This window comes from Pseudonocardia sp. ICBG162, assembly GCF_020496225.1.
Lineage (GTDB): Bacteria > Actinomycetota > Actinomycetes > Mycobacteriales > Pseudonocardiaceae > Pseudonocardia > Pseudonocardia alni.
Genome location: NZ_JAHLJD010000017.1, coordinates 541,792 through 565,141, shown reverse-complemented (window position 1 = coordinate 565,141; position 23,350 = coordinate 541,792). Strand labels below are relative to the sequence as shown.

The window sequence follows — 23,350 nt, the reverse complement described above, 5'->3', positions numbered from 1 at the left end:
CGTGCCCCAGTGATCGCGCTCCGGCACGGTCTGCGGGCGAACGGGTGGTGACGGCTCAGGGCTGCTGCCCGACCGTGTCCGCCAGCAGCGCCTCGGCGACCACGTGCAGCTTCCGGTTCGTCTCGTGCGAGAGCCGGCGCAGCAGGGTGAACGCCTCGTCGGCGGAGCAGCCGCGCTGGGCCATCAGGGCCCCCTTCGCCTGCTCGATGCTGACGTGCCGGGCGAAGCGGGCCCGCAGGTGGCTGTTCTCGGTGTCCAGGGCGCGGGCCAGCGCCGCGGCGGCGAGGTCGCTGCCGTCGGGGCCGGGGCTGATCAGACCGGTGACGTCCTCGATGTGGTGCAGCACCCCGATGACCCGCCCGTCCGGGGCGACCAGCGGGGAGTTCACCGTGACCCACACCCGTTCGACGAAGCCGGGCGTGCCCGTCGCCGCGGGCACGTCGTGACGCTGCACCGGCAGGTGGTCGCGCAGCCCGAGGCGCAGCACCCGCGACAGCGACGCCGTCAGCCGCGCGACGCCGTCGGCGCCGGGCTGGTCCGGGTTGTCCGGCAGCGCGGCCGTCAGCGGCCTGCCGACCAGCTCGCCGGGCGCGCGCAGGGTCGCTGCACAGAAGGCCGCGTTCGCCCCGACGACCGTGAGCTCCCCGTCGACGACCACGTACGGGGAGCGCGTGGCACGGAACGCGGGATCGTCGCAGCAGGCGCGCAGGATCTGCGCGTCCGAGGACCCGGAAAGCATCTCGACCTCCGCCGCGCCGGAAACGCGACGGTTCGGCGGGTGCCGCGGCGAGCGGCACCGGAGGCCTGGCCCGGCGCGTCCGGCAGATGATGTCTGCGCGGAAACGGTTCCCGGGGCGGACCCCGGGATGCCGGGCCGGTTGCTTGACCCTGCGTGCACGCGTCCGGAACCTGACGGTTCGCGGACGTCGGGAAGAACGTTAGGACAGTGCGTCACACCTGCTGACAGCGGGTGTCCGATTACTCCGGACGCCGCGTTCGCGACCCCCGGATGCAGTGATCGGATAGTCCAATCCATATCCGAAGTTACGGTAGGGTCGCGTCGACCCCACCCGGAACGCCCCCAGGAGCAACGATGCTCGGTCTGATGCAGGACCGTCCCCTGACGCTGCCGCACGTCTTCCACCGTGCCGAGCAGTACTTCGGACACAAGGAGATCGTCACCGCCACCCCGGCGGGGACGGTCCGCACCACCACGGTCGCCGAGTGGGCCGTGCGCACCCGCCGGCTGGCCACCGTGCTCGACACCCTCGGCGTCTCGGCCGACGGCCGGGTCGGGACGTTCTGCTGGAACACCGACCGGCACCTGGAGCTGTACCTGGCGGTGCCGTGCACCGGCCGGGTCCTGCACACGCTCAACCTGCGGCTGTTCCCCGACCAGCTCGTCTACGTGGCCGACCACGCCGAGGACGAGGTCGTGTTCGTCGAGCGCTCCCTGCTCGGCCTGTTCTGGCCGCACGTGGACCGGATGACCACGGTGCGCCACGTCGTCGTCATCGACGACGGCGCGCCGACCGAGATCCCCGACGACCCGCGGATCCGGCTCTACGAGGAGCTCCTGGCCGCGGCCGAGCCGTTCGCGGGCCGTTCGTCGTCGAGGACGAGAACACCGCCGCCGCCATGTGCTACACCTCCGGCACCACCGGCAACCCCAAGGGCGTCGTCTACTCGCACCGCTCGACGCTGCTGCACTCGCTCGCGACCCTGTTCGCCGACGGCGTCGGGCTCTGCGAGCGCGACGTGGTCCTGCCGGTCGTCCCGATGTTCCACGCCAACGCCTGGGGCCTGCCCTACGGCTGCCTGCTCGCCGGCACCTCGCTGGTGCTGCCCGGGCCCGGCATGACCCCGGACGCGGTCCTGACACTGATCCAGGACCACCGGGTCACCGTCGCCGCGGGCGTCCCGACGATCTGGATGGGCCTGCTGCCCAAGCTCGGCGAGTACGACTGCTCGTCGCTGCGGATCCTGCTCTGCGGCGGCTCGGCGGTGCCGAAGTCGATGTCGGAGGGCTTCCGCGCCGCGATCGGCCTGCCGGTCCTGCAGGGCTGGGGGATGACCGAGACCTCGCCGGTCGCGACCCTGGGCGTGCTGCGCTCCCAGCACGACGACCTGTCCGACGACGACAAGGCCACCGTGCGCGCCCTGCAGGGCCCCCCGGTCCCGCTCGTCGACCTGCGCATCGCCGACCCCGAGACCGGTGCCGAGCAGCCCTGGGACGGCACCACCAGCGGTGAGGTGCAGGTGGCGGGCCCGTGGATCGCCTCGGAGTACTACCGCGGCGAGGGCGGCGGCACGCAGTTCACCTCCGACGGCTGGCTGCGCACCGGCGACGTCGCCGTCGTCGACGGCTCGGGCTACGTCAAGCTCGTCGACCGCACCAAGGACCTGGTCAAGTCCGGTGGTGAGTGGATCAGCTCGGTGGAGCTGGAGAACGAGATCATGGCGCACCCGAAGGTCGCCGAGGCCGCGGTCATCGCGATCCCGCACGAGCGCTGGGTGGAGCGCCCGATGGCGTGCGTCGTGGTGAAGGACGGCGAGACGCTCACCGCCGACGAGCTCATCGCCTTCCTCACCGACCGGGTCGCCAAGTGGTGGCTCCCCGACGCCGTCGAGTTCATCGACGAGGTGCCCAAGACGAGCGTCGGCAAGTTCTCCAAGAAGACCCTGCGGGAGAAGTTCGAGGGCTACTCGCTGAGCTGAGCGGCCGCCTCGCGGTCCGTGGTCCCGGTGCGTGGCGCCGGGACCACGGCCGCGCCGCCCTGCTCGGGGATGACACCGTCCGGGACGGCCGCGGCGGCCCCGGCGAGCAGGTCGAGGCAGTGCACCTCGCCGCACCCGTCGCCGACGACCACCGTCCCGCCCCCCACCGCGACCGCGGTCAGCGGCGCGTCCAGCGGCACCCGGCCGAGCGCCGTCGCCGAGGTCAGGTCCCACAGCACCGCCGTGCCGTCCGAGCCCGCGGTCACCGCGCGGCACCGGCCCGCACCGGCGGCCGCGGTCAGGTGCGCCGCGTCGGCGCGCACCGTCGTCACCGTGGCCGACCCGGCCCGCCAGATGTGCACCCGGCCGTCGGCGTCGCAGACCACGCCGTGGCAGCCGTCGTCGTCGACGGCGACGGCGGTGACCAGCCCGGCCGGCAGCTCCACCGTGACCACCTCCGCCGAGGCGGGCCGCCAGCAGGCCAGCAAGCCGTCCGCGGCGAGCAGCACCGTCGCCCCGCCGGGGGTCGGCGCGGCCACCCGCGGTGCCGACGGCAGCCGGGTGGTGCGGAAGGCCCGCCCGCTGCGCGCGTCGCGCACGGCGACCGTGCCGTCCGGCTCACCGGTCACCACCAGCGCGCCCCGCCCGGCCAGCACACGGCCGGGCAGCGACACCGCACCGGCCCGCACCCCGGTCGTCGCGTAGCGCTCCTCGACGGTCGCGGTCCCGGTGACCGCGAACAGCCTCGTCCCGGACGGGTCGAACCACAGCGGGCCCGCACCGGCCGGGACGCCCCAGCGACGCGCGCCGGTGGCCGGGTCGTGCGCGAGCAGCCCGTCGGAGCGGCGACCGGCCGAGACGACCAGGCCCGTGCCCGCGGCGACCGCACCGACCGCGGGGGAGACCCCGGCGTGCCCGCCGGCACCCGGCCGGGCCCGTGCCGGGTCCCAGACCAGGACACGGCCGTGGTCGTCCCCGGACGCGACGACGGTGCCCGCGGCGTCGGCGGTGACCGCCCGCACCGCGGCGCCGTGCCCGGCGAGCTCGGCGACCGGGCCGGGGCCGGTGGTCGGGACGAGCTGCACGGTCCCGTCCACCCGCCCGACGACGACCCGGCCCTCACCGGCGCACGCGGCCGCGGTGACCGCGACGCCGTCGCCGGGGACGTCGAGCCGCACCGCGTCCTGCGGCACCCCGTCGACCAGCGCGAACACGTGCAGCGCGCCGTCGGCGGTGGCCGCGAGCAGCTGCCCCGCCGTCGGCACCACCACGGCGACCACGGCGGGCCCGCCCTCCAGCAGCCCCAGCGGGGCCCCGGTGGCCGGGTCCCAGGACCGCAGCGTGCCGTCCACCCCGCCGGACACGACGGTGCCCTGGCCGGTCGCGGTCAGCGCGGTCACCGGGCCGGCGTGGCCGCGGGCGACCGAGACGGCCGCGCCGCTGGTCACGTCCCACACCCGCACCGCGCCGTCGGCGCCGCCCGCGACCACCCGGGTCGGGGCGGTCCCGGTCACCGCGAGCGCGGTCACCGGGCCGGGCCGCCCGGCCAGGGTCGTGACCTCGGCGCCGCGGGCCGGGCCGTCGGTGGCCAGCACCCGCACCACGGGGTCGTCACCGGCGAGGGCGAGCAGGCCGCCGTCGGGGGACAGGGCGACCGTCCGGGCGTGGACCGCGGAGGCCGGGGGTCGCGGACCGCCGGGCCCGGCCAGCGGGTCCGGGACCGCGTGTCCGGTCCCGGCGTCCCAGGCGCCGCTCTCACCGGAGGCGTCGAGCGACAGCAGCAGGCCGTCCGGCCCGGCGAGCAGCGCGACGACCGCGTCGCCGTGGCCCTCCAGGACCCGGCTCAGCGCGGCCGACGGCGGCCGGGTGCGCCAGCGGGTGGTCAGCGCGGGGACGCCCTGGGCGGTGAGCCGGGCCCGGGCGGCCCCGGCCAGCGCGGCCTCCCCGGCCAGGACGGCCCCGGCGAGCAGGTGCTGGGCGACCGGCGCGGTGCCGGAGCGGCGCAGGTGGTGCGCCTCGAGGTCCAGGACGCGGCGCAGCGCCTCGGGAGTCACTCCGTCCGGCGCGACGCCCGGGTGCTCCCCGTACGGCGGTTCGCCGGCGGCGATGCGCCGTTCCAGCCCGTCCCAGAACGTCTCGACGGCCATGCGTGTGAGCCCTCCCCGGGGTCGCGTTCGGTTACCTGTCGTGGCCCCGCGCCCCATCGTTAACGTGGGAGGGGGTGTCGCCACCCGAACCGGCGGTGACCGGCGGCGAGCCCTCGGTGACCGGCGCGCGGCCCGTGGGTGTCGGGGACAGGGGCTACCGTCCGTCCCGTGCCCGCCACCACTCGTGCCGTCCTCTCGCTCGCCGAGATCGCGGTGTTCGCGCCGCTGGTCATCGCGCGTCGCACCGCCCGGATGCTCACCTCGGGCTTCCCGCCCCCGGCGCGCGAGGTCCGGGAGTTCCACCGGATGTGGGCCGAGAAGGTCGACGGGTTCTCCCGGGCCGCGGTCGTCCTGGTCACCTCGAAGCCGGGCCCGGAGACCCTCGGGCGGGCGCTGGAGCCGATCCGCACCCGGGTGCGGGCCAACGCCCGCCGTCTAGGCTGACCGCCCGGCGAGCACTCGGGGGTGCGGTGTGACGGAGGGGACGGCGGTCCGGCGCGGACGGCGGCCGATGAGCGACCGTCGCCGCACCCTGCAGCGCCTGGAGATCTCCCGGGCGGCGATCCGGCTGTTCCGCGAGCACGGCGTCGCCGCGACCGGCGGGGAGCAGATCGCCGAGGCGGTCGGGCTGTCGGCACGCACGTTCTGGCGCTGGTTCCGCACCAAGGAGAGCTGCGTCGAGCCGGTGCTGAGCCTGGCCACCGACGCGTTCACCGCGAGCCTGGCCCGCTGGCCCGCGGGCGTCGCGCTGACCGAGCACCTCGCCGGGGACTACGCCGAGCACCCGGACGCGGGGCCGGACGACGGTGACCTCGTCCTCGCGGTGATCCGGATGAGCCGCTCCGAGCCCGCCCTGCGCGCGATCTGGCTGGTCGTGCAGGAACGGGCCGAGCCGGTCCTGGCCGGGATCCTCGCGGGACGGTTCGGCCGCGACCCCGAGGACGTCGCCGTGCGGGTGCAGGCCGCGGCGCTCAACGGGGCGCTGCGGGTCGCCACCGAGGACATCGCAGCCGCCACCGCCGACGGGCGCCGCCCACCGGCCGCGCAGCTGCGGGAGCGGCTGTCGGCGGCCGTCGACGCCGCGACCCACGGCGTCGACGGCGAGCGGGCGGCCGGTCAGGGGCCGACCCGCAGCACGTAGCCCGCGCCGTTGACCGCGACGAGCACGGAGTCGTCGTCGGCCCCCGCGACCCCGGCGAACGGGGCGGGCCGGGCGGCCGCGCCGCTGCGGCAGTCCGCGGGAACGTGCGGCGGCCGCACGTCGAACGGCAGCCCCGACGCCGCGACGGTGACCGCCCGGCCGTCCGGGTCGATGCGCAGCAGCCGTCCCGCGGCGGCCTCGGCGCACCACAGCGCGCCCCCGGCCACGGCGATCCCCTCCGGCCGGTGCAGGCCCGCGGCGAGGACGGTTCCGGCGCCGGCGCCCTCGTGGCCGCGGGTGAGCCGCACGACCTGCCCGCCGCCGGTCAGCGTGACGTAGGCGGTGCCGGTGCCGTCGACGGCCACGTCCACCGGCCCGTCGAGACCTGTGGCGAGCACGGTGACGGTGCCGTCGTCGGCGAGGTGCAGGACCCGCCCGGCGCCGGTCTCGGCGACCAGCAGCCCGTCCCGGCAGGAGGCGACGCCGGTCGCCCCGGCCAGCCCGTCGGCCAGCGGCGTCCAGGAGCCGGGATGTCCGCGCCACACCCCGGTCCCGGTGGTGACGACCGTGTCGCCGTGGTGCCGGGCGAGTCCGCGGACCCCGCCGCGGACCTCGGTGACGACGTCGCCGAGCGCGGTGACGGCGCCGCCGGCCACCCGGGCCAGGGAGAAGTGGTCGGCGACGAGCGCGCCCGCACCGTCGGCGGCCACGCCCCAGGGGCCGCACAGCCCGGCCGGCAGCATCGTGGTCACCGTGCCGTCGACGCCGGCCCGGACCAGCCCGCCGTGGAAGGCGCCGGTCACCCAGGCCGCGCCGTCGGCGGTGAACACCACGTTGTCCGCGCCGCCGACGCCGGTGTCGAGGGTGGCGGTGACCCGCCCACCGTCGGCGGTCCACAGGGCGCCGCGTCCGCCGTTGGACAGGATGCGCAGCCGTCCCGCGGGGTCGAAGCGCACGGCCACCGGCCGGTCCAGCCCGGTGAGCAGCCGTTCGGGGGCGCCGCCGTCCGGGTCGACCCGCCAGACCTCGCCGGAGAGCAGGTGCGGGTAGTACAGGAGCCCGTCCGGGCCGACCTCCATCGCGTTGCCGAGCGCGAGCCCGGTCGCGAGCACCCGCGGCGGCCCGCCGGTCGGGTCGATCTCCAGCAGCCGGCCGTCCGGGCACAGCTCGTTGACGAACAGCCGTCCGCGGTGCCAGGCGATCCCGTCCGGGGCGGTGATCCCGTCGGCGACGACGGTCATGGCCCCGTCGGACGCCCGGCGCCACACCAGCCCGGCGGGCAGGTCGACGACGAACAGCTCGCCGTCGGCGCCGAACACGAGGTCGTCGGGCGCGGTGAGCGGCCCGTCCGGCCCGAGCACCGTCTCGAGCCCGCCGGTCGCCGGGTCGAACGCGGACACGGTGCCGCCGAGGAACTGCGCGATCCACAGCCGGCCGTCCGGACCGGCCACGATCCCGTTGGACGCCCACAGCGGGTTCGGCGGGCACAGCGGTTCGGCCCGCAGCCCGGGCGTGGTCCGCACGGGTCCCCGGTCCGGCCCCGCGACCGGGCGCACGCTCACGGGGCGCCGCCGGAGAGCACGTCGTCCATCCCGCCGGCGCGCCAGTCGCGCAGGATCTCGTGGAACTCGACCGGACCGCCGCCGAACTGCTCGCTGCGCTTCCGCGGGCGGCCCTCGAAGTTGTAGTAGCCGGGTGTGCACCCGGCGAGGAAACCGTGCTGGTCCTGCGCCCGCTCGCGGATGGTGGCGACCCACGCCGCCTCCGCCTCGGCGGTCGGCTCGACGACGCGGACCCCGCGCCGGTCGGCCTCGGCGCAGACCGCCGCGATGTGCCCGGCCTGCTCCTCCAGCACGTGCGCGAAGTTCACCGACGCCGAGTTCTGCCCGGCCCCGACGTGGAACAGGTTGGGGAAGCCGCGACTGACCCAGCCGTGCAGTGTGGACAGCCCGTCCGCCCAGTGCTCGGCGAGGGTGACGCCGTCGCGCCCGCGGATGTCGGCCCCGGCCCGGGTGGCGGGGTCGGCGCCGAGCTCGAACCCGGTGGCGAACACGATCGCGTCCACCGGGTACTCGACGCCGTCGACCACCAGACCGTCGCGGGTGATCCGCTCGACGCCCTGCCCGCCGGTGTCGAGCAGCGTCACGTCGTCCCGGTTGAAGGTCTGCAGGTAGGTGTCGCTGAAGGTGGGCCGCTTGCACATCTGGCGGTACCAGGGCTTGAGCGCCGCGGCCGTCGCCGGGTCGGCGACGATCTGGTCGACCCGGGCCCGGATCTCGTCCATCTTCTCGGCGTCGGCGATCTCCAGCGCCTCGGCCGGGTCCTCGGTGCCCCGGGTCCGGGCGAGCCGCTGCGCGCCCCGGATCGGGGCGGTGTCGGTCCACCTGTCCGCGACGCCGTCGGGGCCGTGCGAGCCGTGCGGCGCCGGTCGCATGTCCATCAGGTTCAGGAAGTCCTCGCGACGGCGGCGCTGCCAGCCCGGGGTCAGCGCCCGCCACCAGGCCTCGTCGTAGGGGGCGTCGTCGCGGGTGTCGACCGACGACGGCGTCCGCTGCACGACGTAGAGGTGCCGCGCGGCCCCGGCCAGGTGCGGGACGCACTGGATCGCCGTGGCCCCGGTACCGACCACGGCGAGAGTGCGGTCGCCGATCCGGTCGAGCGGGCCGCCCCGCTCGTCGCCGCCGGTCCAGCCGTAGTCCCACCGGCTGGTGTGGAAGGTGTGCCCGGCGAAGTCGGCGATGCCGGGGATCCCGGGCAGCTTGGGCCGGTTGAACGGCCCGGAGGAGATCACCACGAACCGGGCGGTGACCGCGTCGCCGCGGTCGGTGCCGACCTGCCAGGCCCGCGCGTCGTCGTCCCAGACCAGGGTGGTGACCTCGGTGTGGAACAGGGCGTCGCGGTAGAGGTCGAAGTGCTCGCCGACCGCGCGGGCGTGCGCCCGGATCTCCCCGCCCGGCGGGTAGCGACGGCTGGGCATCCCGCCCAGCTCCTCCAGAAGCGGCAGGTAGATCGAGCTCTCGATGTCGCAGGCGATGCCGGGGTAGCGGTTCCAGTACCAGGTCCCGCCGAGGTCCCCGGCGACGTCGACGATCCGGATCCGCTCGTGGCCGGCCTGCCGCAGCCGGGCCGCGGCGACCAGCCCGCCGAAACCGCCGCCGACGACCAGCACGTCCACCTCGTCCCGGACCGGGTCGCGGTCGGTGGGCTCGGACCACGGGTCGTCGGCGTAGAAGCCGAACTCCCCGGTCGACGCCCGGTACTGGGCGGTGCCGTCGGGGCGCAGCCTGCGGTCGCGCTCGGCGCGGTAGCGCTCCCGCAGCCGGTCCAGGTCGGCCGCGGTGGGGTCGGTGGTCCCGGTCGTCGTCACGCTCGTGGCTCCCTCGGCGTTGCATGATCACGTGCCCGACCAGCGTGGCACAAACTGCCAAAAAGGCACTGTGAGACGAGCGTCTCGTGGCCGGTCCCGGCCGGTCTCATTACTGTCAGGCAGTGACATGAAGACACTCGACGACACCAGACGCGGGCGGGTGCCGATGAGCGACCGCCGGCGCGAGCTGCAGCGCCTCGAGATCTCCCGCGCGGCCGTGGCGCTGTTCCGGGAGCACGGCGTGCACGCCACCAGCGGCGAGCGGATCGCCGAGGAGGTCGGGCTGTCCGGCCGGACGCTGTGGCGCTGGTTCCGCACCAAGGAGAGCTGCGTGGAGCCGGTCCTCGCACGCAGCATCGACGCCGTCGTCGCGACGCTGCGGCGCTGGCCGGCGGGGGTGGGCCTCGACGAGCACCTGCTCGCCGAGTACCGCCCGCCCCAGGACCCGGTCGACGCCGCCGACGCCGACGCCGCGATGACCGTCATCGCGCTGTCGCGCACCGAGCCCGGTCTGCGGGCGGTGTGGCTGGCGGTGCACGAGCGGGCCGAGCCGGTGCTCGCCGAGGTGATCGCGGCCCGCGCCGGCCGCGAGCCCGGCGACCTGGACGTCCGGGTGCACGCCGCCGCCGTCGCCGCCGCCCTGCGGATCAGCGGCGAGGACCTCGCCGTCGAGCTCGCCGCGGGCGTCCGGTGCACCGACCCCGTCGACCGACTCGGCCGCGCCCTGCGCGCGGCCACCACGACCCTTCCCCGGGCAGGAGACCCCGCGTGACCACCACCCCGTCCCGTACCGAACCGGTACCGGCGAACCGGACCGGACCGCTGATCGCCGTCCTCGTCGGCGCCGCGTTCGTGATGATCCTCAACGAGACCGTGCTGAGCGTCGCGCTGCGCGACCTGAGCGTCGACCTCGGTGTCCCCGCCACCACCACCCAGTGGCTGACCAGCGGCTTCCTGCTGACGATGGCCGTGGTCATCCCCACCACCGGCTACCTGCTCGACCGCTTCACCCCGCGGCAGGTCTTCCTCACCTCGCTCGGGCTGTTCACCGCGGGGACCGCGATCGCCGGGTTCGCACCCGGATTCGCGGTGCTGCTCGTCGGCCGCATCGTGCAGGCCGGCGGCACGGCGATGATGATCCCGCTGCTGATGACCACGATCCTGCGTCTGGTGCCCGCCGAGCGGCGCGGCGCGACGATGGGCACGATCACGATCGTCATCGCCGTCGCGCCCGCGATCGGCCCGACGATCGGCGGCGCGATCCTCTCCGGTCTGGGCTGGCGCTGGATGTTCTGGCTGGTCCTGCCGCTGGCCGTGATCGCCATGGCGGCCGGCGCACGGTGGCTGCGCATCGACGGCGGCGGCCGCCCGGTCCCGCTCGACGTGGTGTCGGTGCTGCTGTCCGCCGTCGGGTTCGGCGGCCTGGTCTACGGGCTGTCCTCGCTGGGCGGCCACGGCGGCGGGGGGCTCCCGCCGTGGGTGCCGGTCGTCGTCGGGCTGGTCGCGCTGGCGGTGTTCGTACTGCGCCAGCTGCGGCTGATGCGCTCCGGCCACGCGCTGCTGGACCTGCGCCCGTTCCGGCGGCGCCAGTTCGTCGTGGCACTGGTGCTCACCGCGCTGGTGCTGCTGTCGCTGATCGGTGTCGCCGCGGTGCTGCTGCCGCTCTACCTGCAGACCGTGCTCGGCACGAGCACGCTGGTCTCCGGGCTCGTGGTGCTGCCCGGCGGGCTGCTGCTCGGCCTGCTCGGCCGCCCGGTCGGCGCGCTGTTCGACCGCGTCGGCGCCCGCCCGCTGGTCATCCCCGGCGCGGTGCTGATGGCGACCGGTCTGCTGCTGTTCTCCACCCTCGGCCCGGGCACCCCGCTGGGCGTGGTCGTCGGCTTCCACCTGGTCCTGATGGGCGGGCTCGCGCTGATGATGACGCCGCTGATGACCGAGGCGCTGGGCTCGCTGCCCGACGAGCTGTACTCCCACGGCAGCGCGATCCTGTCCACGCTGCAGCAGGTCGCGGGCGCGCTGGGGACGGCGCTGTTCGTCACCGTCGCCGCGCTGGGCTCGGCGAGCGCCGCCGGGGCCTCCCCGGACGCCGACGGGCTGCACGCCGCGTTCGCCGTCGCCGGCGGGGTCGGGGTGCTGGCCGTCCTGCTGTCGCTGCTCGTCCGGCGCCGCACCGTGGCCCAGGCCCCCGTCAGCTGACCTCCACCGGGTCGCCCACGGCGATCGCACCGGAGGTCAGCACCCGGCAGACCGCGCCGCCGCGGTCGTGCAGCGCGCGGCGCGCCCCCGGCCCGACGGCGGTCTCCATCACCCGGCAGGGTGCGGCCTTCCGCACCACCTCCAGCTCGACGTCGCCGAGCCGCAGCCGGGTGCCGGGCGTCGTCGGGACGGTGCCGTGGTCGACGGTGACGGTGCGCCGGGTGCCGCCCGAGGGCACCGGGGCCCCGAGCGCGGCCGCGGCGTCGTCGAGCTCGTCGCGGCTCTGCACCGAGACGTGCCGGTGCCGGGTGCCGAAGTACCGGTCGCCGACGACGCCGCTGCCCGCGACCACCTCGACCCGCCCGACGTCGTGCATCGGCGCACCCCGCTCCGCGGCCACGTGCAGCCCGAGGACCCTCACTCCACCGTCACCGACTTCGCGAGGTTCCGCGGCCGGTCCACGTCGCGTCCGAGCGCGACGGCGGCGTGCCGGGCGAGCAGCTGCAGGGGGATCCCGAGCAGGATCGGCGCCAGCTCCGGCTCGGTGCGCGGCACCCGCAGCACGGCGTCGGCGAGCCCGGCGGGCAGCTCGGCGTCGGTCACCGCGATCACCGGCCCGCCCCGGGCCCGGATCTGCTCGATCGTGCCGACGTTCTTCGCGAGCAGCTCGTCGTCGGGGACCACGACGACGCTGGGCATGTCCGGGGTGACCAGCGCCAGCGGGCCGTGCTTGAGCTCGGAGGCGGGGTAGGCCTCGGCGTGGCAGTAGGAGATCTCCTTGAGCTTCTGCGCGCCCTCCCGCGCGACCGGGCTGCACCGGGTGCGCCCGACGAAGAACATCGACGACGCGTGCGCCCACCGCTGCGCGACCGCGGCGACCGTGCCGTGGGCGGCGTCGTCGGCCAGGACGGCCTCGACGTGGCGGGGCAGCGCCGCCAGCCCGTCGAGCAGCCGCCGCCCGTCGGCCACCGACAGGTCCCGCACCCGGCCCAGCAGCACCGCGAGCATCGCGAACGACACGCTCATGGTCGTGACGGCCTTGGTCGAGGCGACCGACACCTCCGGCCCGGAGTGCAGGAACACCCCGGCCCCGCACTCGCGGGAGATCGCCGACCCGATCACGTTCACCGCGCCGATCACCCGGCCGCCCTTGCGGCGCAGCTCCTGCACCGCGGCGAGGGTGTCGGCGGTCTCGCCGGACTGGCTGACCGCGACGTAGAGGCAGTCCGGGTCGACGACCGGATTGCGGTGGCGGAACTCGCCGGCCGGTTCGGCCGCCGCCGGGATCCGGGCCAGCTGCTCGACCAGCCCGGCGCCGATCTCCCCGGCGTAGTACGCCGACCCGCAGCCCAGGAACAGCACCCGGCGCACCCCGCGCAGCTCGCGCGGGTCCATCCCGAGCCCGCCCAGCCGGGCGGTGGCGAACCGGGTGTCGAACCGCCCGGCCAGCGCGCGGCGGAGGGCGTCGGGCTGCTCGGCGATCTCCTTGGCCAGGAAGTCGGGGTGCCCGCCGAGCGCGTAGTCCTCGGAGCCGGTGTCGACGGTGGTCGGGCTGATCCGGGTGGAGCCCTCGATGCCGTCGGCGCGCACGGTGACGATCTCGCCGTCGTCGAGGAACACGACCTTCTGGGTGTGCCGCACGACCGCGGCCAGGTCGGAGGCGACGACCATCTCGCCGTCGCCGATGCCGAGCACGATCGGGCTGCCGTTGCGCGCGACGACGATCTCGTCGGGGGTGCGGGCGTCGAGCACCGCGAGGCCGTAGGTGCCCTCGACGCCGGCGAGCGCCGTGCGCACCGCGTCGGCGAGGGTCGCCGCCCCGCCGTCGAGCGCCTCGGCGACCAGGTGCGCGAGCGCCTCGGAGTCGGTGTCGCTGCGCAGCACGACCCCGCGCGCGGTGAGCGCGCCGCGCAGCGCGTCGGCGTTCTCGACGATGCCGTTGTGCACGATCGCGACCCGCCCGGACGCGTCGGTGTGCGGGTGCGCGTTGGCCTCGCTCGGCTCGCCGTGGGTGGCCCACCGGGTGTGCGCGACGCCCGACCGGCCCGGGGGAGGGGCGTCACCCAGCAGCGTGCGCAGGTCCTCCACCCGCCCGGCGGTCCGCCGCACCGTCACCTTCCGGCGGTGCGCCACGGCCAGGCCCGCCGAGTCGTAGCCCCGGTACTCCAGCCGGGACAGCCCGTCGAGCAGCACACCCGCCGCCTCCCGCGGCCCCACGTAACCCACGATCCCGCACATGCACGTTCCCCCGTCGTCCGCTCAGCCGTAGACGATCCGGCGCAGCCGCCGCTGGGAGACGTCACCGGGGGCGACCACCCGCGCGGCGAGCTCGGCCGCGATCCGCGGCCAGATCTCGTCGTTGCGCCGGTCGCGGGCCTGCAGCTCGCGGTGCCGGCGGCGGACGAACTCCTCGGTGGTCTCGCCGAAGTAGGCGACGACGTCGGCGACCACGCGGGCCGCCACCGGCTCGGCGAGCCCGGTGGTGGCGGCCACGTGCCGCACGAGATCCGGATCCACACCGCCGATCCTGACCGGCGGCGGGCCGAAGGGCCAGGATCCTGCCCGGAATCGGGCAGGAATCAGCGATCGCGGGCGATCCGGAAGGTGAACTCCAGCAGCCGCCACTCCCCGTCGGGCTCGACGCCGTCGGGCATCGGGCCGCGGCGCGGGGCGAACTCCACGACCAGGTCGTCCTTCACCCCGAACACCGTGTCCGAGTCGAGGTGCTCCCCACCGGCGACGAACAGCTGCGTGATCAGCTGCCGGTGCCCCGGCGCCTCGATGAGGAAGTGCAGGTGCGGCGCCCGGAAGGGGTGCCGTCCGGTGGCGTGCAGCATCTCCCCGACCGGTCCGTCGGCCGGGATCGGGTAGGCGGCGGGCAGGATCGAGCGGAACCGCAGCCGGCCCGCGTCGTCGGTGCGGAACCGGCCGCGCAGGACGGGGCCCTCGGTCTCGGGCAGCTGCAGGTCGTAGAAACCGTCCTCGTCGGACTGCCAGATGTCGACGACCGCCCCGGCGACCGGCTCGTCACCGGTGTCGGTGACGACCACGTCCACCCACAGCGGGGTCCCCTTCTTCCCCGCGGAGACGTCGGTTCCCTGGTCCAGCTCGGGCGGGCCGTCGGTGTAGAACGGCCCGAGCACGGCCGAGGACGTCGTGTCCGGGGTGCGCGAGTGGGTCAGCACGTCCACCACGCTGGACAGCCCGAGGGTGTCCGACAGCAGCACGAACTCCTGGCGCCGCTCGTCGGTGAGGTGCCCGGTGCGGGTGAGGAAGTCGATCGCGGCCTGCCACTCGTCCTGGGTCAGGTCGTGCTCGCGCGCGTAGCCGTGCAGGGTGGCCGCGAGATCGGCCAGCAGGGTGCGGAGCCGCTCGTCGGGCCCGCCGAACGACGCGGTGACCTGCGCGGTCAGCGCGTCCAGGGTGGCGCGCACCGGGTCCCCCGGCCGCTGCCCGGCCCAGGCCCGCCCGAGCAGGGCGCGCACGCCGTCGCGGGTCACCGGCACCGGGTTCGGGTACGGCCGGGCGACGGCCTGCTCGGCGAGCCGGTCCAGGTCGGCCTCGTCGACGCCCAGCGCGGCCAGCGACGTCGGCCCGCCCGCGGCGACGAGCAGGTCGTACACCGCCCCGGCCGGGTCCGGCCCGAGCGCCTCGGCGATCCGCGGCGCGGCGGCCGCGTTGTAGGAGATGACGTGCGGCAGCAGCACGGCGTGGGTCGGCGCGTGCGGCAGGTCCAGCGTGCCGCCGACGGTGTGGGCGAGCTTGTGCTGCAACGCCATCCCGGCCCGGTCCAGGCAGGTCCCGGCCAGCCACGCCCCGCGCAGCAGCGCGTCGGTGTCCCCGTCGCGCAGCCCCGCGGTGAGCAGCCGCACCGACTCCAGCGCGGCGGCGTCGGTCAGCGGGTCGCGGTCGGTGCTCCACAGCGCCTCGACGGCGTGCGCCAGCGCGTTCACCGCGCTCGGCACTCCCACCTGCGACGGCAGGCCGGCGACGAGCGTCGTGTCGTAGACGACGGTCTCGGGCCGGATCGCCGGGTCGGTCCGGGTGGTCTTCACCCCCGGCGTGTCCACCCCCAGCTCGCCGAGCACCGCGGTGCACTCCGAGCCCGAGTACGTCGTGGGGACGACGACCTGGTCGGCACCGGTCCGCACCGCGAGCGCCTTGGACAGCCCGATCTGCGAGCCGCCCCCGATCGCGACGACGCAGTCCGCCCCGGCCGCGGTGAACGCCGCCAGCGCCTCGTCGGTCACGGTCACCGGGGTGTGCACGGCGGCCCGGTCGAACCGTCCGGCGAGCAGCGACCCGAGCGCGGCCCGCGCCCGGTCCGCCGCGCCCGCGGGGTGGCGGCCGCCGACGAGGAACACCCGCGACCGGCCGAGCCGCGTCACCTCCGCGGCGAGGTCGTCGATCGTGCCGGGGCCGAACACCACCCGCGCGGGGGAGGGCTCGTGGACGAAGCCGGTCATGCGGTCACCTCCGGGGTCCGGTCCAGGATGCTCCCCAGCACCGCGCGCAGCGCGGCCGCCGGGTCGGCGACGAGCGCGTCGCTGCGCCAGGCGACGTGGGCGTCCGGGCGGACGAGCACGCAGCCGTCCTCGCCGACCTCGCGCAGCCGCGCCCAGTCGTCGTAGAGGTCGGTGTGCTCGCGGCCCGGGCCGACCACGTGCGCGGCCAGGTCGATCCCCAGCTCGGCGGCGACGGTGGCCGCGGCCGTGGCCCAGGCGCCGCCCGCGATGCCGGTGAGCAGGGCGAACCGGCCCTTGCCGGTGATGTCGTGGGTGGAGACCCGGTGCCCGTCGCGGCCCAGCCAGCAGTGCGGCAGCCGGTGCCCGGGCCGGGTGGTCGGCCGGTAGAACAGCTCCGGGTCGCGCTCGGGCGGCGGCTCGGGCGTGCCGTCGGCGACGACGCCGGGGCCGGTGTAGGCCTGCCCCATCTCGACGCCGTGCGCGTTGAACTCGTAGTCCTTGGCCTCCAGCGCCGCCCGCAGCTCGCCGCGCCGCCGGGCCCCGGTGGGGGAGTCGTCGGCACGGGCCGCCATCGAGGCGCGCATGGCCTCGGGATCGGCACCCGGGGTGAGCCCGAGCGCGGTGAAGATCGGGCCGAACTCCTCCACCGAGCGGTTGGCGCGACGCACGATCTGCTCACCGACGGGAGCGCGCTCGGCGTCGTAGGAGTCCAGCAGCCCCGGCCCGGCGGTGCCGCGCAGCACCATCGCGAGCTTCCAGCACAGGTTGTAGGAGTCCTGGATCGAGGTGTTGGAGCCCAGCCCGTTCGACGGCGGGTGGCGGTGCACGGCGTCACCGGCGCAGAACACCCGGCCCGACCGGTAGCGGGTGGCCCACTGCTCGTTGACCGTCCACACCGAGGTCGAGCGGATCGTCACCGGCACGGAGTCGTCGCCGATCAGGTCGTGGACGATCGCGGTGGCCGCGGCGTCGTCGAGCTCCGGCGGGGGACCAGCGAGGTCGTAGCCCCAGATCGCCATCCAGCGGGTCCACGGCCGCACCATGCGCAGCACGCCCATCCCGATGCCGCCGACGTCGGCACCGGGCTGCAACACCCAGTACAGGACGCTCGGCCGGTGCTCGACCAGCGCGGTGAGGTCGGCGTCGAAGACGATGTTCATGCTGCCCGCGAGCTCGCCGCGGCCGTCGAAGGGCAGGCCGGCGTCCCGGGCGACGGCGCTGCGCCCACCGTCGGCGCCGATCACGTAGCGGGCCCGGATCGTCAGCTCCGCCCCGGTGAGCCGGTCGCGCGCGGTGACGGTGACGCCGTCGTCGTCCTGGACGTGGTGGCTGTACTCGGTGTCGAAGCGGATGCGGCTGCCGCGCTCGGCGGCCCGTCCCACCAGGATCGGCTCGAGGATGTTCTGGGGCAGGTCGCAGTGCGACGACGGGCTGGCCAGGGTGTAGTCGGCGCGCCGCGCGGGGTGGGTGCCCCAGGTCCGGACCCGGCCGAGCTCGTCGCCGGCGAGCGCGGTGCAGAACACCGTCTCGCCCATGAGGTGCGACGGCGTCCCCTCGGCGACGACGTCGGCCTCCACCCCCTGGTCGCGCAGGATCTCGACGGTGCGCTGGTTGGTGATGTGCGCGCGCGGGGTGTCGGCGGTCCACCGGTACTTGGTGATCACGAGGTGGTCGACGCCGAGACCGGCGAGGAACAGGGCGGCCGAGGAGCCCGCGGGCCCGCTGCCGATCACGAGGACGTCCGTCGTCACGGTGCTCACCCGGCGCATCATCGTTGAAGAGTCAACGATCGTCCAGGTCCGTCGTCCGGATCCCCATCGCGCGTCCGGCCTCGGGGGAGATGTCGTCGGATATCCGGGTGATGAAGGCGTCCATCGCGTCCTGCATGCGCGAGCGGAACGACGACAGCAGCGCCAGCGTCGCGACCGGCTGCAGCTGCTCGACGGTCTGCTGGATCCGGGGCGCGTCGCCGGCGGGCAGCCCGGCCTCGACGTGGCCGTCCCACACCTGCCGGGCGAACAGCTCGACGAACATCTCGGCGACGGCGCCGGTGTGGTCGTCGAGCCGCCGGCGCAGCCCCACCAGCGCGGCGGGCGGGATGCCCAGCCGCACGGCCTCCGCGGCGGCCCGGGCGAGGTCCGGCCGCAGGATGCGCAGCCGTCCGTGGGCCGCGGTCTCGACGACGCCCGTCGCGCACAGGTGGCGGACCAGCTCGTCGGCCGACACCGCGTCCGGGTCGAGCCCGAGGTGGGTGGGCAGCTCCGTCCCGTCGACCTCGACGGGCTCCTCCGGCTGCCACGGGGCGAGCATCCCGCGGTAGAGCCGCAGCGCCTCCTCGGCGGTCCGTCCGGGGTCCTGGGTGACGAGCACCTCGATCGCCCCGAGGGAGAAGCCGCGCCGGCGCAGCCCGTTGACCAGGTCCAGCCGGTCGAGGTGGGCGTCGGTGTAGCGGGCGGCCCGGCCGGCCCGCTCGCCCGGCGGGAGCAGCCCGCGCGTGATGTAGGAGCGCACCGTCCGCACGGTCATCCCCGCCCGGCGGGCCAGCTCCTCGATCGGGAAGTCCGCCACCCGGACGATCCTAGACAGTCGATCTCGACATCGTTGACGAGAGAACCGATGTAACGTTCCCGCAGGTCGGAGGCCGACGCCGTCGTCACTGGTGACGGGGGTGTCGCCGTCCCAACTTGCCGTCGCCACCGAGATCGGGTCCGATGGTCCCCGACCGCGACGACGAGGTGGGTCATGACCGACGCCGTACTGCCGAGGGGACTGCGCCGCGCACGCAAGGCGGCCGCCCGTTTCACCACGCCACTGCTGCCCGACGACTACCTGCTGCTGCTCAACCCGCTGTGGTCGGTGCGGGAGCTGCGCGGGCGGGTGGTGAAGGTCGTGCCCGAGACGGCCGACGCCGCGACGCTGGTCATCCGCCCCGGCCTGGGGTGGTCGTTCGACCACCGCGCCGGCCAGTACGTCGGGATCGGCGTCGAGGTGGAGGGCCGTTTCCACTGGCGCTCCTACTCGCTGACCTCCGAGCCGCGTCGCGACCGCAGGCACATCTCGATCACCGTGAAGGCGATGCCGGAGGGCTTCCTGTCCCGCCACCTCGTCGACGGTGTCGGGCCCGGCACGGTGGTGCGCCTGGCGCTGCCGCAGGGCGAGTTCGTGCTGCCCGACCCGCCCCCGGAGCGGCTGCTGTTCCTCACCGCGGGCAGCGGCATCACCCCGATCATGGCGATGCTGCGCACCCTGGACCGTCGCGACACCGTGACCGACGTGGTGCTCGTGCACTCGGCCCCGCGCGACGGCGACGTCATCTTCGCCGACGAGCTCGACGCCCTGTCCGCGCGGCACCCGTCGCTGCGGGTGCAGCTGCACCTCACCGGGGAGCACGGCAGGCTCACCCCCGACGGGCTGGCGGAGTACTGCCCGGACTGGCGCGAGCGCAGCACCTGGGCCTGCGGCCCGGAGGCGATGCTCGACGAGGCCGAGGACCTGTGGGAGTCCGCGGGCCGGGGCGAGGCGCTGCACGTCGAGCGCTTCTCCGCGTCGCTGCGCGGGGGTGAGGCGGAGGGCGGCACGGTCACCTTCGTCCGCCGCGGCTCCGCCGCCACCTCCTCGGGCGACGGCGACGCCACCGTCGACGTCGACGGCGCCACCACCCTGCTCGACGCCGGGGAGCAGGCCGGCCTCGACCTGCCCTACGGCTGCCGGATGGGCATCTGCCACACCTGCACCGTCGGCCTGCGGTCGGGCTCGGTGCGCGACCTGCGCGACGGCACCGAACGCCGCGGCGACCCCGACACCCCCGCCGAGAGGATCCAGACCTGCATCACCGCCGCCGCCGGTGACTGCGTCCTGGAGATCTGACACCGAGTCCCGACACCGCTCACACCCAGGAGGAACGTCGTGGCCATCTCCGACGTCAAGGAGTTCGCCCACCTCACCGAGGCCGACGTGGAGGCGATCGGGCGCGAGCTCGACGCGATCCGCGCCGACGTCGAGGAGCGTCGCGGCCAGTACGACGCCGACTACATCCGCACGATGATCACCTGGCAGCGGCGGCTGAACGTCGCCGCGCGGGTCACGCTGTTCGGCAGCCGGATCCCGCCGCTCTGGCTCGCCGGCACCGCCATGCTCTCGGTCGCGAAGATCCTGGAGAACATGGAGATCGGGCACAACGTCATGCACGGCCAGTGGGACTGGATGAACGACCCGGAGATCCACTCGTCGACGTGGGAGTGGGACAACGTGTGCCCCGCCGAGCAGTGGCGGCACTCGCACAACTACCTGCACCACACGTATACGAACGTGATCGGCAAGGACAAGGACGTCGGCTACGAGATCCTCCGGGTCCGCGCCGACCAGCCCTGGCACCCCGCCTACCTGGGGCAGCCGTTCTGGAACGTCCTGCTGATGCTGCTGTTCGAGCACGGTGTGTCGCTGCACGACCTCGACGTGGACGGCCTGCTGAAGATGCAGCTGGAGGACCCCGAGGAGTTCCGCCGCAAGCTGCTCGACGTCGGCCGCAAGCACGCCCGGCAGATGCGCAAGGACTTCCTGCTGTTCCCGCTGCTCACCGGCCCCGCCGCGGTCTCGACGCTGACCGCCAACGCCACCGCGAACGTCGTCCGCAACATCTGGTCCTACGCGATCATCTTCTGCGGGCACTTCCCCGACGGCGCCGAGGTCTTCACCGAGGAGGAGTTGAAGGGGGAGACGCGCGGCGAGTGGTACCTACGTCAGCTGCTCGGCTCGGCCAACTTCACCGGCAACCGCCTGATGCACGTCATGTCCGGCAGCCTCGGCTACCAGATCGAGCACCACCTGTTCCCGGACCTGCCGTCCAACCGGTACCCGGAGATCGCGGTGAAGGTCCGGGCCCTCTGCGAGAAGTACGACCTGCCCTACACGACGGGACCGTTCCCGCGGCAGTTCTGGCAGGCGACCCGCTCGATCTGGCGGCTGTCGCTGCCGGCCCGCGGAATCCGGGAGTCCGAGCACCGCCGCGAGCGCCGCGGTCTGCTCCGTCGCCCCGCCGCGCAGGCGGCCTGACCGCCGCGGGGGACCGGGAGCACTGTGGACGACGGGGGCGCGGTCGGGGCCGATCAGGGCTTCCATGCCTCTGACCTGCGACGACGCCGAAAGCCGACCCCCCTGTGAACGGCGCCCGACGGGCCGTGTAACTTTCTTCCTGTCAGCGAGTGAGCCGGACAGAACGGGCCCTGAGAGGCTCGGTCAACAGGCCCCGCGGACAGCGACCCCCGGTGGTTCACCGAGTTTCTCGGTGTGGTTACCTTTGTGGGTCAAGGCGATCCGCCTTCAGGATCCCGCTTCCTTCTCGGGGGTTGGGTGATTGCGGTGCGGGTGTCTTTTGAGAACTCAACAGTGTGTCGAGCTATTTATTCGGTTTGGCGTTTTGTGCCAAATTGTTTGTTTGGTTGCAGCATTCGATCCCGTCGGGTGTTGTGGCCAGTTGTTTGCTGTAAGTCAGGGTTTTGTTGGAGAGTTTGATCCTGGCTCAGGACGAACGCTGGCGGCGTGCTTAACACATGCAAGTCGAGCGGTAAGGCCCTTTCGGGGGTACACGAGCGGCGAACGGGTGAGTAACACGTGGGTGACCTGCCCTCCACTCTGGGATAAGCCTGGGAAACTGGGTCTAATACCGGATAGGACCACTGATCGCATGGTTGGTGGTGGAAAGTTTCTTCGGTGGGGGATGGGCCCGCGGCCTATCAGCTTGTTGGTGGGGTGATGGCCTACCAAGGCGGTGACGGGTAGCCGGCCTGAGAGGGCGACCGGCCACACTGGGACTGAGACACGGCCCAGACTCCTACGGGAGGCAGCAGTGGGGAATATTGCGCAATGGGCGGAAGCCTGACGCAGCGACGCCGCGTGGGGGATGACGGCCTTCGGGTTGTAAACCTCTTTCGCCAGGGACGAAGAGCAATTGACGGTACCTGGAGAAGAAGCACCGGCCAACTACGTGCCAGCAGCCGCGGTAACACGTAGGGTGCGAGCGTTGTCCGGAATTATTGGGCGTAAAGAGCTCGTAGGCGGTGTGTCGCGTCGGCCGTGAAAACTTGGGGCTTAACTCTGAGCGTGCGGTCGATACGGGCATCACTTGAGTTCGGCAGGGGAGACTGGAATTCCTGGTGTAGCGGTGAAATGCGCAGATATCAGGAGGAACACCGGTGGCGAAGGCGGGTCTCTGGGCCGATACTGACGCTGAGGAGCGAAAGCGTGGGGAGCGAACAGGATTAGATACCCTGGTAGTCCACGCCGTAAACGTTGGGCGCTAGGTGTGGGGACCATTCCACGGTTTCTGTGCCGCAGCTAACGCATTAAGCGCCCCGCCTGGGGAGTACGGCCGCAAGGCTAAAACTCAAAGGAATTGACGGGGGCCCGCACAAGCGGCGGAGCATGTGGATTAATTCGATGCAACGCGAAGAACCTTACCTGGGTTTGACATGCACCAGACATCCCTAGAGATAGGGCTTCCCTTGTGGTTGGTGTGCAGGTGGTGCATGGCTGTCGTCAGCTCGTGTCGTGAGATGTTGGGTTAAGTCCCGCAACGAGCGCAACCCTTGTTCCATGTTGCCAGCACGTAATGGTGGGGACTCATGGGAGACTGCCGGGGTCAACTCGGAGGAAGGTGGGGATGACGTCAAGTCATCATGCCCCTTATGTCCAGGGCTTCACACATGCTACAATGGCTCATACAGAGGGCTGCGAGACCGTGAGGTGGAGCGAATCCCTTAAAGTGAGTCTCAGTTCGGATCGGGGTCTGCAACTCGACCCCGTGAAGTTGGAGTCGCTAGTAATCGCAGATCAGCAACGCTGCGGTGAATACGTTCCCGGGCCTTGTACACACCGCCCGTCACGTCACGAAAGTTGGTAACACCCGAAGCCGGCGGCCCAACCCTTGTGGAGGGAGCTGTCGAAGGTGGGACTGGCGATTGGGACGAAGTCGTAACAAGGTAGCCGTACCGGAAGGTGCGGCTGGATCACCTCCTTTCTAAGGAGTCCCATCATGTGATGGGGCACCACACGCTCGTAAGTGAGTTGTGCTCATTTTGGGTGTCTGTGGTTCCTTCATTGAATCGCATCAGCGGCCCCGTTCGTGGGTTGGGTGCGTTGGGTGGAACGCAGCACGTCGGACCGTGTTGGCTTGGCACACTGTTGGGTCCTGAGAAGACATCTGCGGTTCTTCGGAACGGTGGTTCTTCTTTGGCCGCTCTGGTCGGGGGCTTCCTAACGCCTGCTTGTGTGTGGGTGGTGGTTGTTTCTTGGTCGGGTGTGGTTGTGGGTTGAGTGT

General features: G+C 73.7%; 17 protein-coding genes, 1 rRNA gene and 1 pseudogene. 9 read left to right on the top strand and 10 right to left on the bottom strand.

What is annotated here, in order from left to right; all coding sequences use genetic code 11:
- Nucleotides 1–55: 55 nt before the first annotated feature.
- Entirely contained in the window at nucleotides 56–739 is a 684-nt protein-coding gene (locus KPL60_RS16715; protein ID WP_226366400.1) for an ANTAR domain-containing protein, read from the bottom strand.
- Between the two features lie 354 nt (nucleotides 740–1,093).
- Between KPL60_RS16715 and KPL60_RS33825 the strand changes: the two are divergent.
- Nucleotides 1,094–1,471, top strand: a pseudogene (locus KPL60_RS33825) (AMP-binding protein); the annotation flags it as partial.
- A gap of 167 nt (nucleotides 1,472–1,638) precedes the next feature.
- Complete coding sequence (locus tag KPL60_RS33820; RefSeq protein WP_255655964.1) at nucleotides 1,639–2,718, top strand: AMP-binding protein; 1,080 nt, start codon at nucleotides 1,639–1,641, stop codon at nucleotides 2,716–2,718.
- On the opposite strand, the gene KPL60_RS16700 is transcribed toward KPL60_RS33820, so the two are convergent.
- Complete coding sequence (locus tag KPL60_RS16700) at nucleotides 2,703–4,865, bottom strand: WD40 repeat domain-containing protein (RefSeq protein WP_226366399.1); 2,163 nt, start codon at nucleotides 4,863–4,865, stop codon at nucleotides 2,703–2,705. The genes KPL60_RS33820 and KPL60_RS16700 overlap by 16 nt on opposite strands.
- Before the next feature lie 168 nt (nucleotides 4,866–5,033).
- On the opposite strand from KPL60_RS16700, the gene KPL60_RS16695 reads away from it, so the two are divergent.
- Together KPL60_RS16695 and KPL60_RS16690 are read left to right on the top strand one after the other, a co-directional pair.
- The gene (locus KPL60_RS16695) at nucleotides 5,034–5,309 is read left to right on the top strand and encodes a hypothetical protein (RefSeq protein ID WP_062396425.1); all 276 of its coding nucleotides are present in this window, start codon (nucleotides 5,034–5,036) and stop codon (nucleotides 5,307–5,309) included.
- A gap of 67 nt (nucleotides 5,310–5,376) precedes the next feature.
- Nucleotides 5,377–6,006: a TetR/AcrR family transcriptional regulator gene (locus tag KPL60_RS16690; protein ID WP_226350581.1), complete on the top strand. Its 630-nt coding sequence runs from the start codon at nucleotides 5,377–5,379 to the stop codon at nucleotides 6,004–6,006.
- Here the strand turns inward: KPL60_RS16690 and KPL60_RS16685 are convergent.
- Nucleotides 5,982–7,529 carry a hypothetical protein gene (locus KPL60_RS16685; protein WP_226366398.1) on the bottom strand — a complete coding sequence of 516 codons (1,548 nt, stop codon included), beginning with the start codon at nucleotides 7,527–7,529 and terminating at the stop codon, nucleotides 5,982–5,984. The genes KPL60_RS16690 and KPL60_RS16685 overlap by 25 nt on opposite strands.
- A 35-nt stretch (nucleotides 7,530–7,564) precedes the next feature.
- Complete coding sequence (locus tag KPL60_RS16680; RefSeq protein ID WP_226350583.1) at nucleotides 7,565–9,373, bottom strand: NAD(P)/FAD-dependent oxidoreductase; 1,809 nt, start codon at nucleotides 9,371–9,373, stop codon at nucleotides 7,565–7,567.
- A 166-nt stretch (nucleotides 9,374–9,539) separates the two neighbouring features.
- Between KPL60_RS16680 and KPL60_RS16675 the strand changes: the two genes are divergently transcribed.
- Together KPL60_RS16675 and KPL60_RS16670 are read left to right on the top strand one after the other, a co-directional pair.
- On the top strand, nucleotides 9,540–10,145 hold the full coding sequence (locus tag KPL60_RS16675) for a TetR/AcrR family transcriptional regulator (RefSeq protein ID WP_226366397.1): 606 nt from the start codon (nucleotides 9,540–9,542) through the stop codon (nucleotides 10,143–10,145).
- On the top strand, nucleotides 10,142–11,569 hold the full coding sequence (locus KPL60_RS16670) for a DHA2 family efflux MFS transporter permease subunit (RefSeq protein ID WP_226366396.1): 1,428 nt from the start codon (nucleotides 10,142–10,144) through the stop codon (nucleotides 11,567–11,569). Before KPL60_RS16675 ends, KPL60_RS16670 begins: the two co-directional genes overlap by 4 nt.
- On the opposite strand, the gene KPL60_RS16665 is transcribed toward KPL60_RS16670, so the two are convergent.
- The 6 genes from KPL60_RS16665 to KPL60_RS16640 all read right to left on the bottom strand — a co-directional run bounded on the left by KPL60_RS16665 (nucleotide 11,562) and on the right by KPL60_RS16640 (nucleotide 18,603).
- Nucleotides 11,562–11,990 carry an MOSC domain-containing protein gene (locus KPL60_RS16665; protein ID WP_226350586.1) on the bottom strand — a complete coding sequence of 143 codons (429 nt, stop codon included), beginning with the start codon at nucleotides 11,988–11,990 and terminating at the stop codon, nucleotides 11,562–11,564. The two genes, KPL60_RS16670 and KPL60_RS16665, sit on opposite strands and share 8 nt — an antisense overlap.
- Nucleotides 11,987–13,807 (bottom strand): glutamine--fructose-6-phosphate transaminase (isomerizing), encoded by a 1,821-nt coding sequence (glmS, locus tag KPL60_RS16660; protein ID WP_226366395.1) that lies wholly within the window; start codon nucleotides 13,805–13,807, stop codon nucleotides 11,987–11,989. Before glmS ends, KPL60_RS16665 begins: the two co-directional genes overlap by 4 nt.
- A 21-nt stretch (nucleotides 13,808–13,828) precedes the next feature.
- Nucleotides 13,829–14,086 (bottom strand): hypothetical protein, encoded by a 258-nt coding sequence (locus KPL60_RS16655; protein WP_226350588.1) that lies wholly within the window; start codon nucleotides 14,084–14,086, stop codon nucleotides 13,829–13,831.
- A gap of 62 nt (nucleotides 14,087–14,148) precedes the next feature.
- Nucleotides 14,149–16,035, bottom strand: coding sequence for a maleylacetate reductase and hydroxyquinol 1,2-dioxygenase domain-containing protein (locus KPL60_RS16650; RefSeq protein ID WP_226366394.1), 1,887 nt, complete (start codon nucleotides 16,033–16,035; stop codon nucleotides 14,149–14,151).
- Nucleotides 16,032–17,795, bottom strand: a complete 1,764-nt coding sequence (locus KPL60_RS16645) for an FAD-dependent monooxygenase (RefSeq protein ID WP_226350590.1) — start codon at nucleotides 17,793–17,795, stop codon at nucleotides 16,032–16,034. The genes KPL60_RS16650 and KPL60_RS16645 overlap by 4 nt, the downstream gene beginning before the upstream one ends.
- 22 nt (nucleotides 17,796–17,817) lie before the next feature.
- Nucleotides 17,818–18,603 carry a MerR family transcriptional regulator gene (locus tag KPL60_RS16640; protein WP_226366393.1) on the bottom strand — a complete coding sequence of 262 codons (786 nt, stop codon included), beginning with the start codon at nucleotides 18,601–18,603 and terminating at the stop codon, nucleotides 17,818–17,820.
- A gap of 174 nt (nucleotides 18,604–18,777) precedes the next feature.
- Here KPL60_RS16640 and KPL60_RS16635 point away from each other — a divergent pair, with 174 nt between their 5' ends.
- The 3 genes from KPL60_RS16635 (at nucleotide 18,778) to KPL60_RS16625 (ending at nucleotide 23,050) form a co-directional block, all read left to right on the top strand.
- A complete protein-coding gene (locus KPL60_RS16635) occupies nucleotides 18,778–19,902 on the top strand; it encodes a ferredoxin reductase (protein WP_226366392.1) in 1,125 nt (374 codons plus the stop codon).
- A 39-nt stretch (nucleotides 19,903–19,941) separates the two neighbouring features.
- The gene (locus tag KPL60_RS16630) at nucleotides 19,942–21,087 is read left to right on the top strand and encodes a fatty acid desaturase (protein WP_226366391.1); all 1,146 of its coding nucleotides are present in this window, start codon (nucleotides 19,942–19,944) and stop codon (nucleotides 21,085–21,087) included.
- A gap of 443 nt (nucleotides 21,088–21,530) precedes the next feature.
- Nucleotides 21,531–23,050, top strand: a 16S ribosomal RNA gene (locus KPL60_RS16625).
- Nucleotides 23,051–23,350 lie beyond the last annotated feature (300 nt).

What these genes read in the sequence shown, in the direction of transcription:
- KPL60_RS16715 (WP_226366400.1), bottom strand. Translation starts at nt 739, where the DNA reads ATGCTTTCCGGGTCCTCGGACGCGCAGATCCTGCGCGCCTGCTGCGAC.
- KPL60_RS33820 (WP_255655964.1), top strand. Translation starts at nt 1,639, where the DNA reads ATGTGCTACACCTCCGGCACCACCGGCAACCCCAAGGGCGTCGTCTAC.
- KPL60_RS16700 (WP_226366399.1), bottom strand. Translation starts at nt 4,865, where the DNA reads ATGGCCGTCGAGACGTTCTGGGACGGGCTGGAACGGCGCATCGCCGCC.
- KPL60_RS16690 (WP_226350581.1), top strand. Translation starts at nt 5,377, where the DNA reads ATGAGCGACCGTCGCCGCACCCTGCAGCGCCTGGAGATCTCCCGGGCG.
- KPL60_RS16675 (WP_226366397.1), top strand. Translation starts at nt 9,540, where the DNA reads ATGAGCGACCGCCGGCGCGAGCTGCAGCGCCTCGAGATCTCCCGCGCG.
- glmS (WP_226366395.1), bottom strand. Translation starts at nt 13,807, where the DNA reads ATGTGCGGGATCGTGGGTTACGTGGGGCCGCGGGAGGCGGCGGGTGTG.
- KPL60_RS16650 (WP_226366394.1), bottom strand. Translation starts at nt 16,035, where the DNA reads ATGACCGGCTTCGTCCACGAGCCCTCCCCCGCGCGGGTGGTGTTCGGC.
- KPL60_RS16635 (WP_226366392.1), top strand. Translation starts at nt 18,778, where the DNA reads ATGACCGACGCCGTACTGCCGAGGGGACTGCGCCGCGCACGCAAGGCG.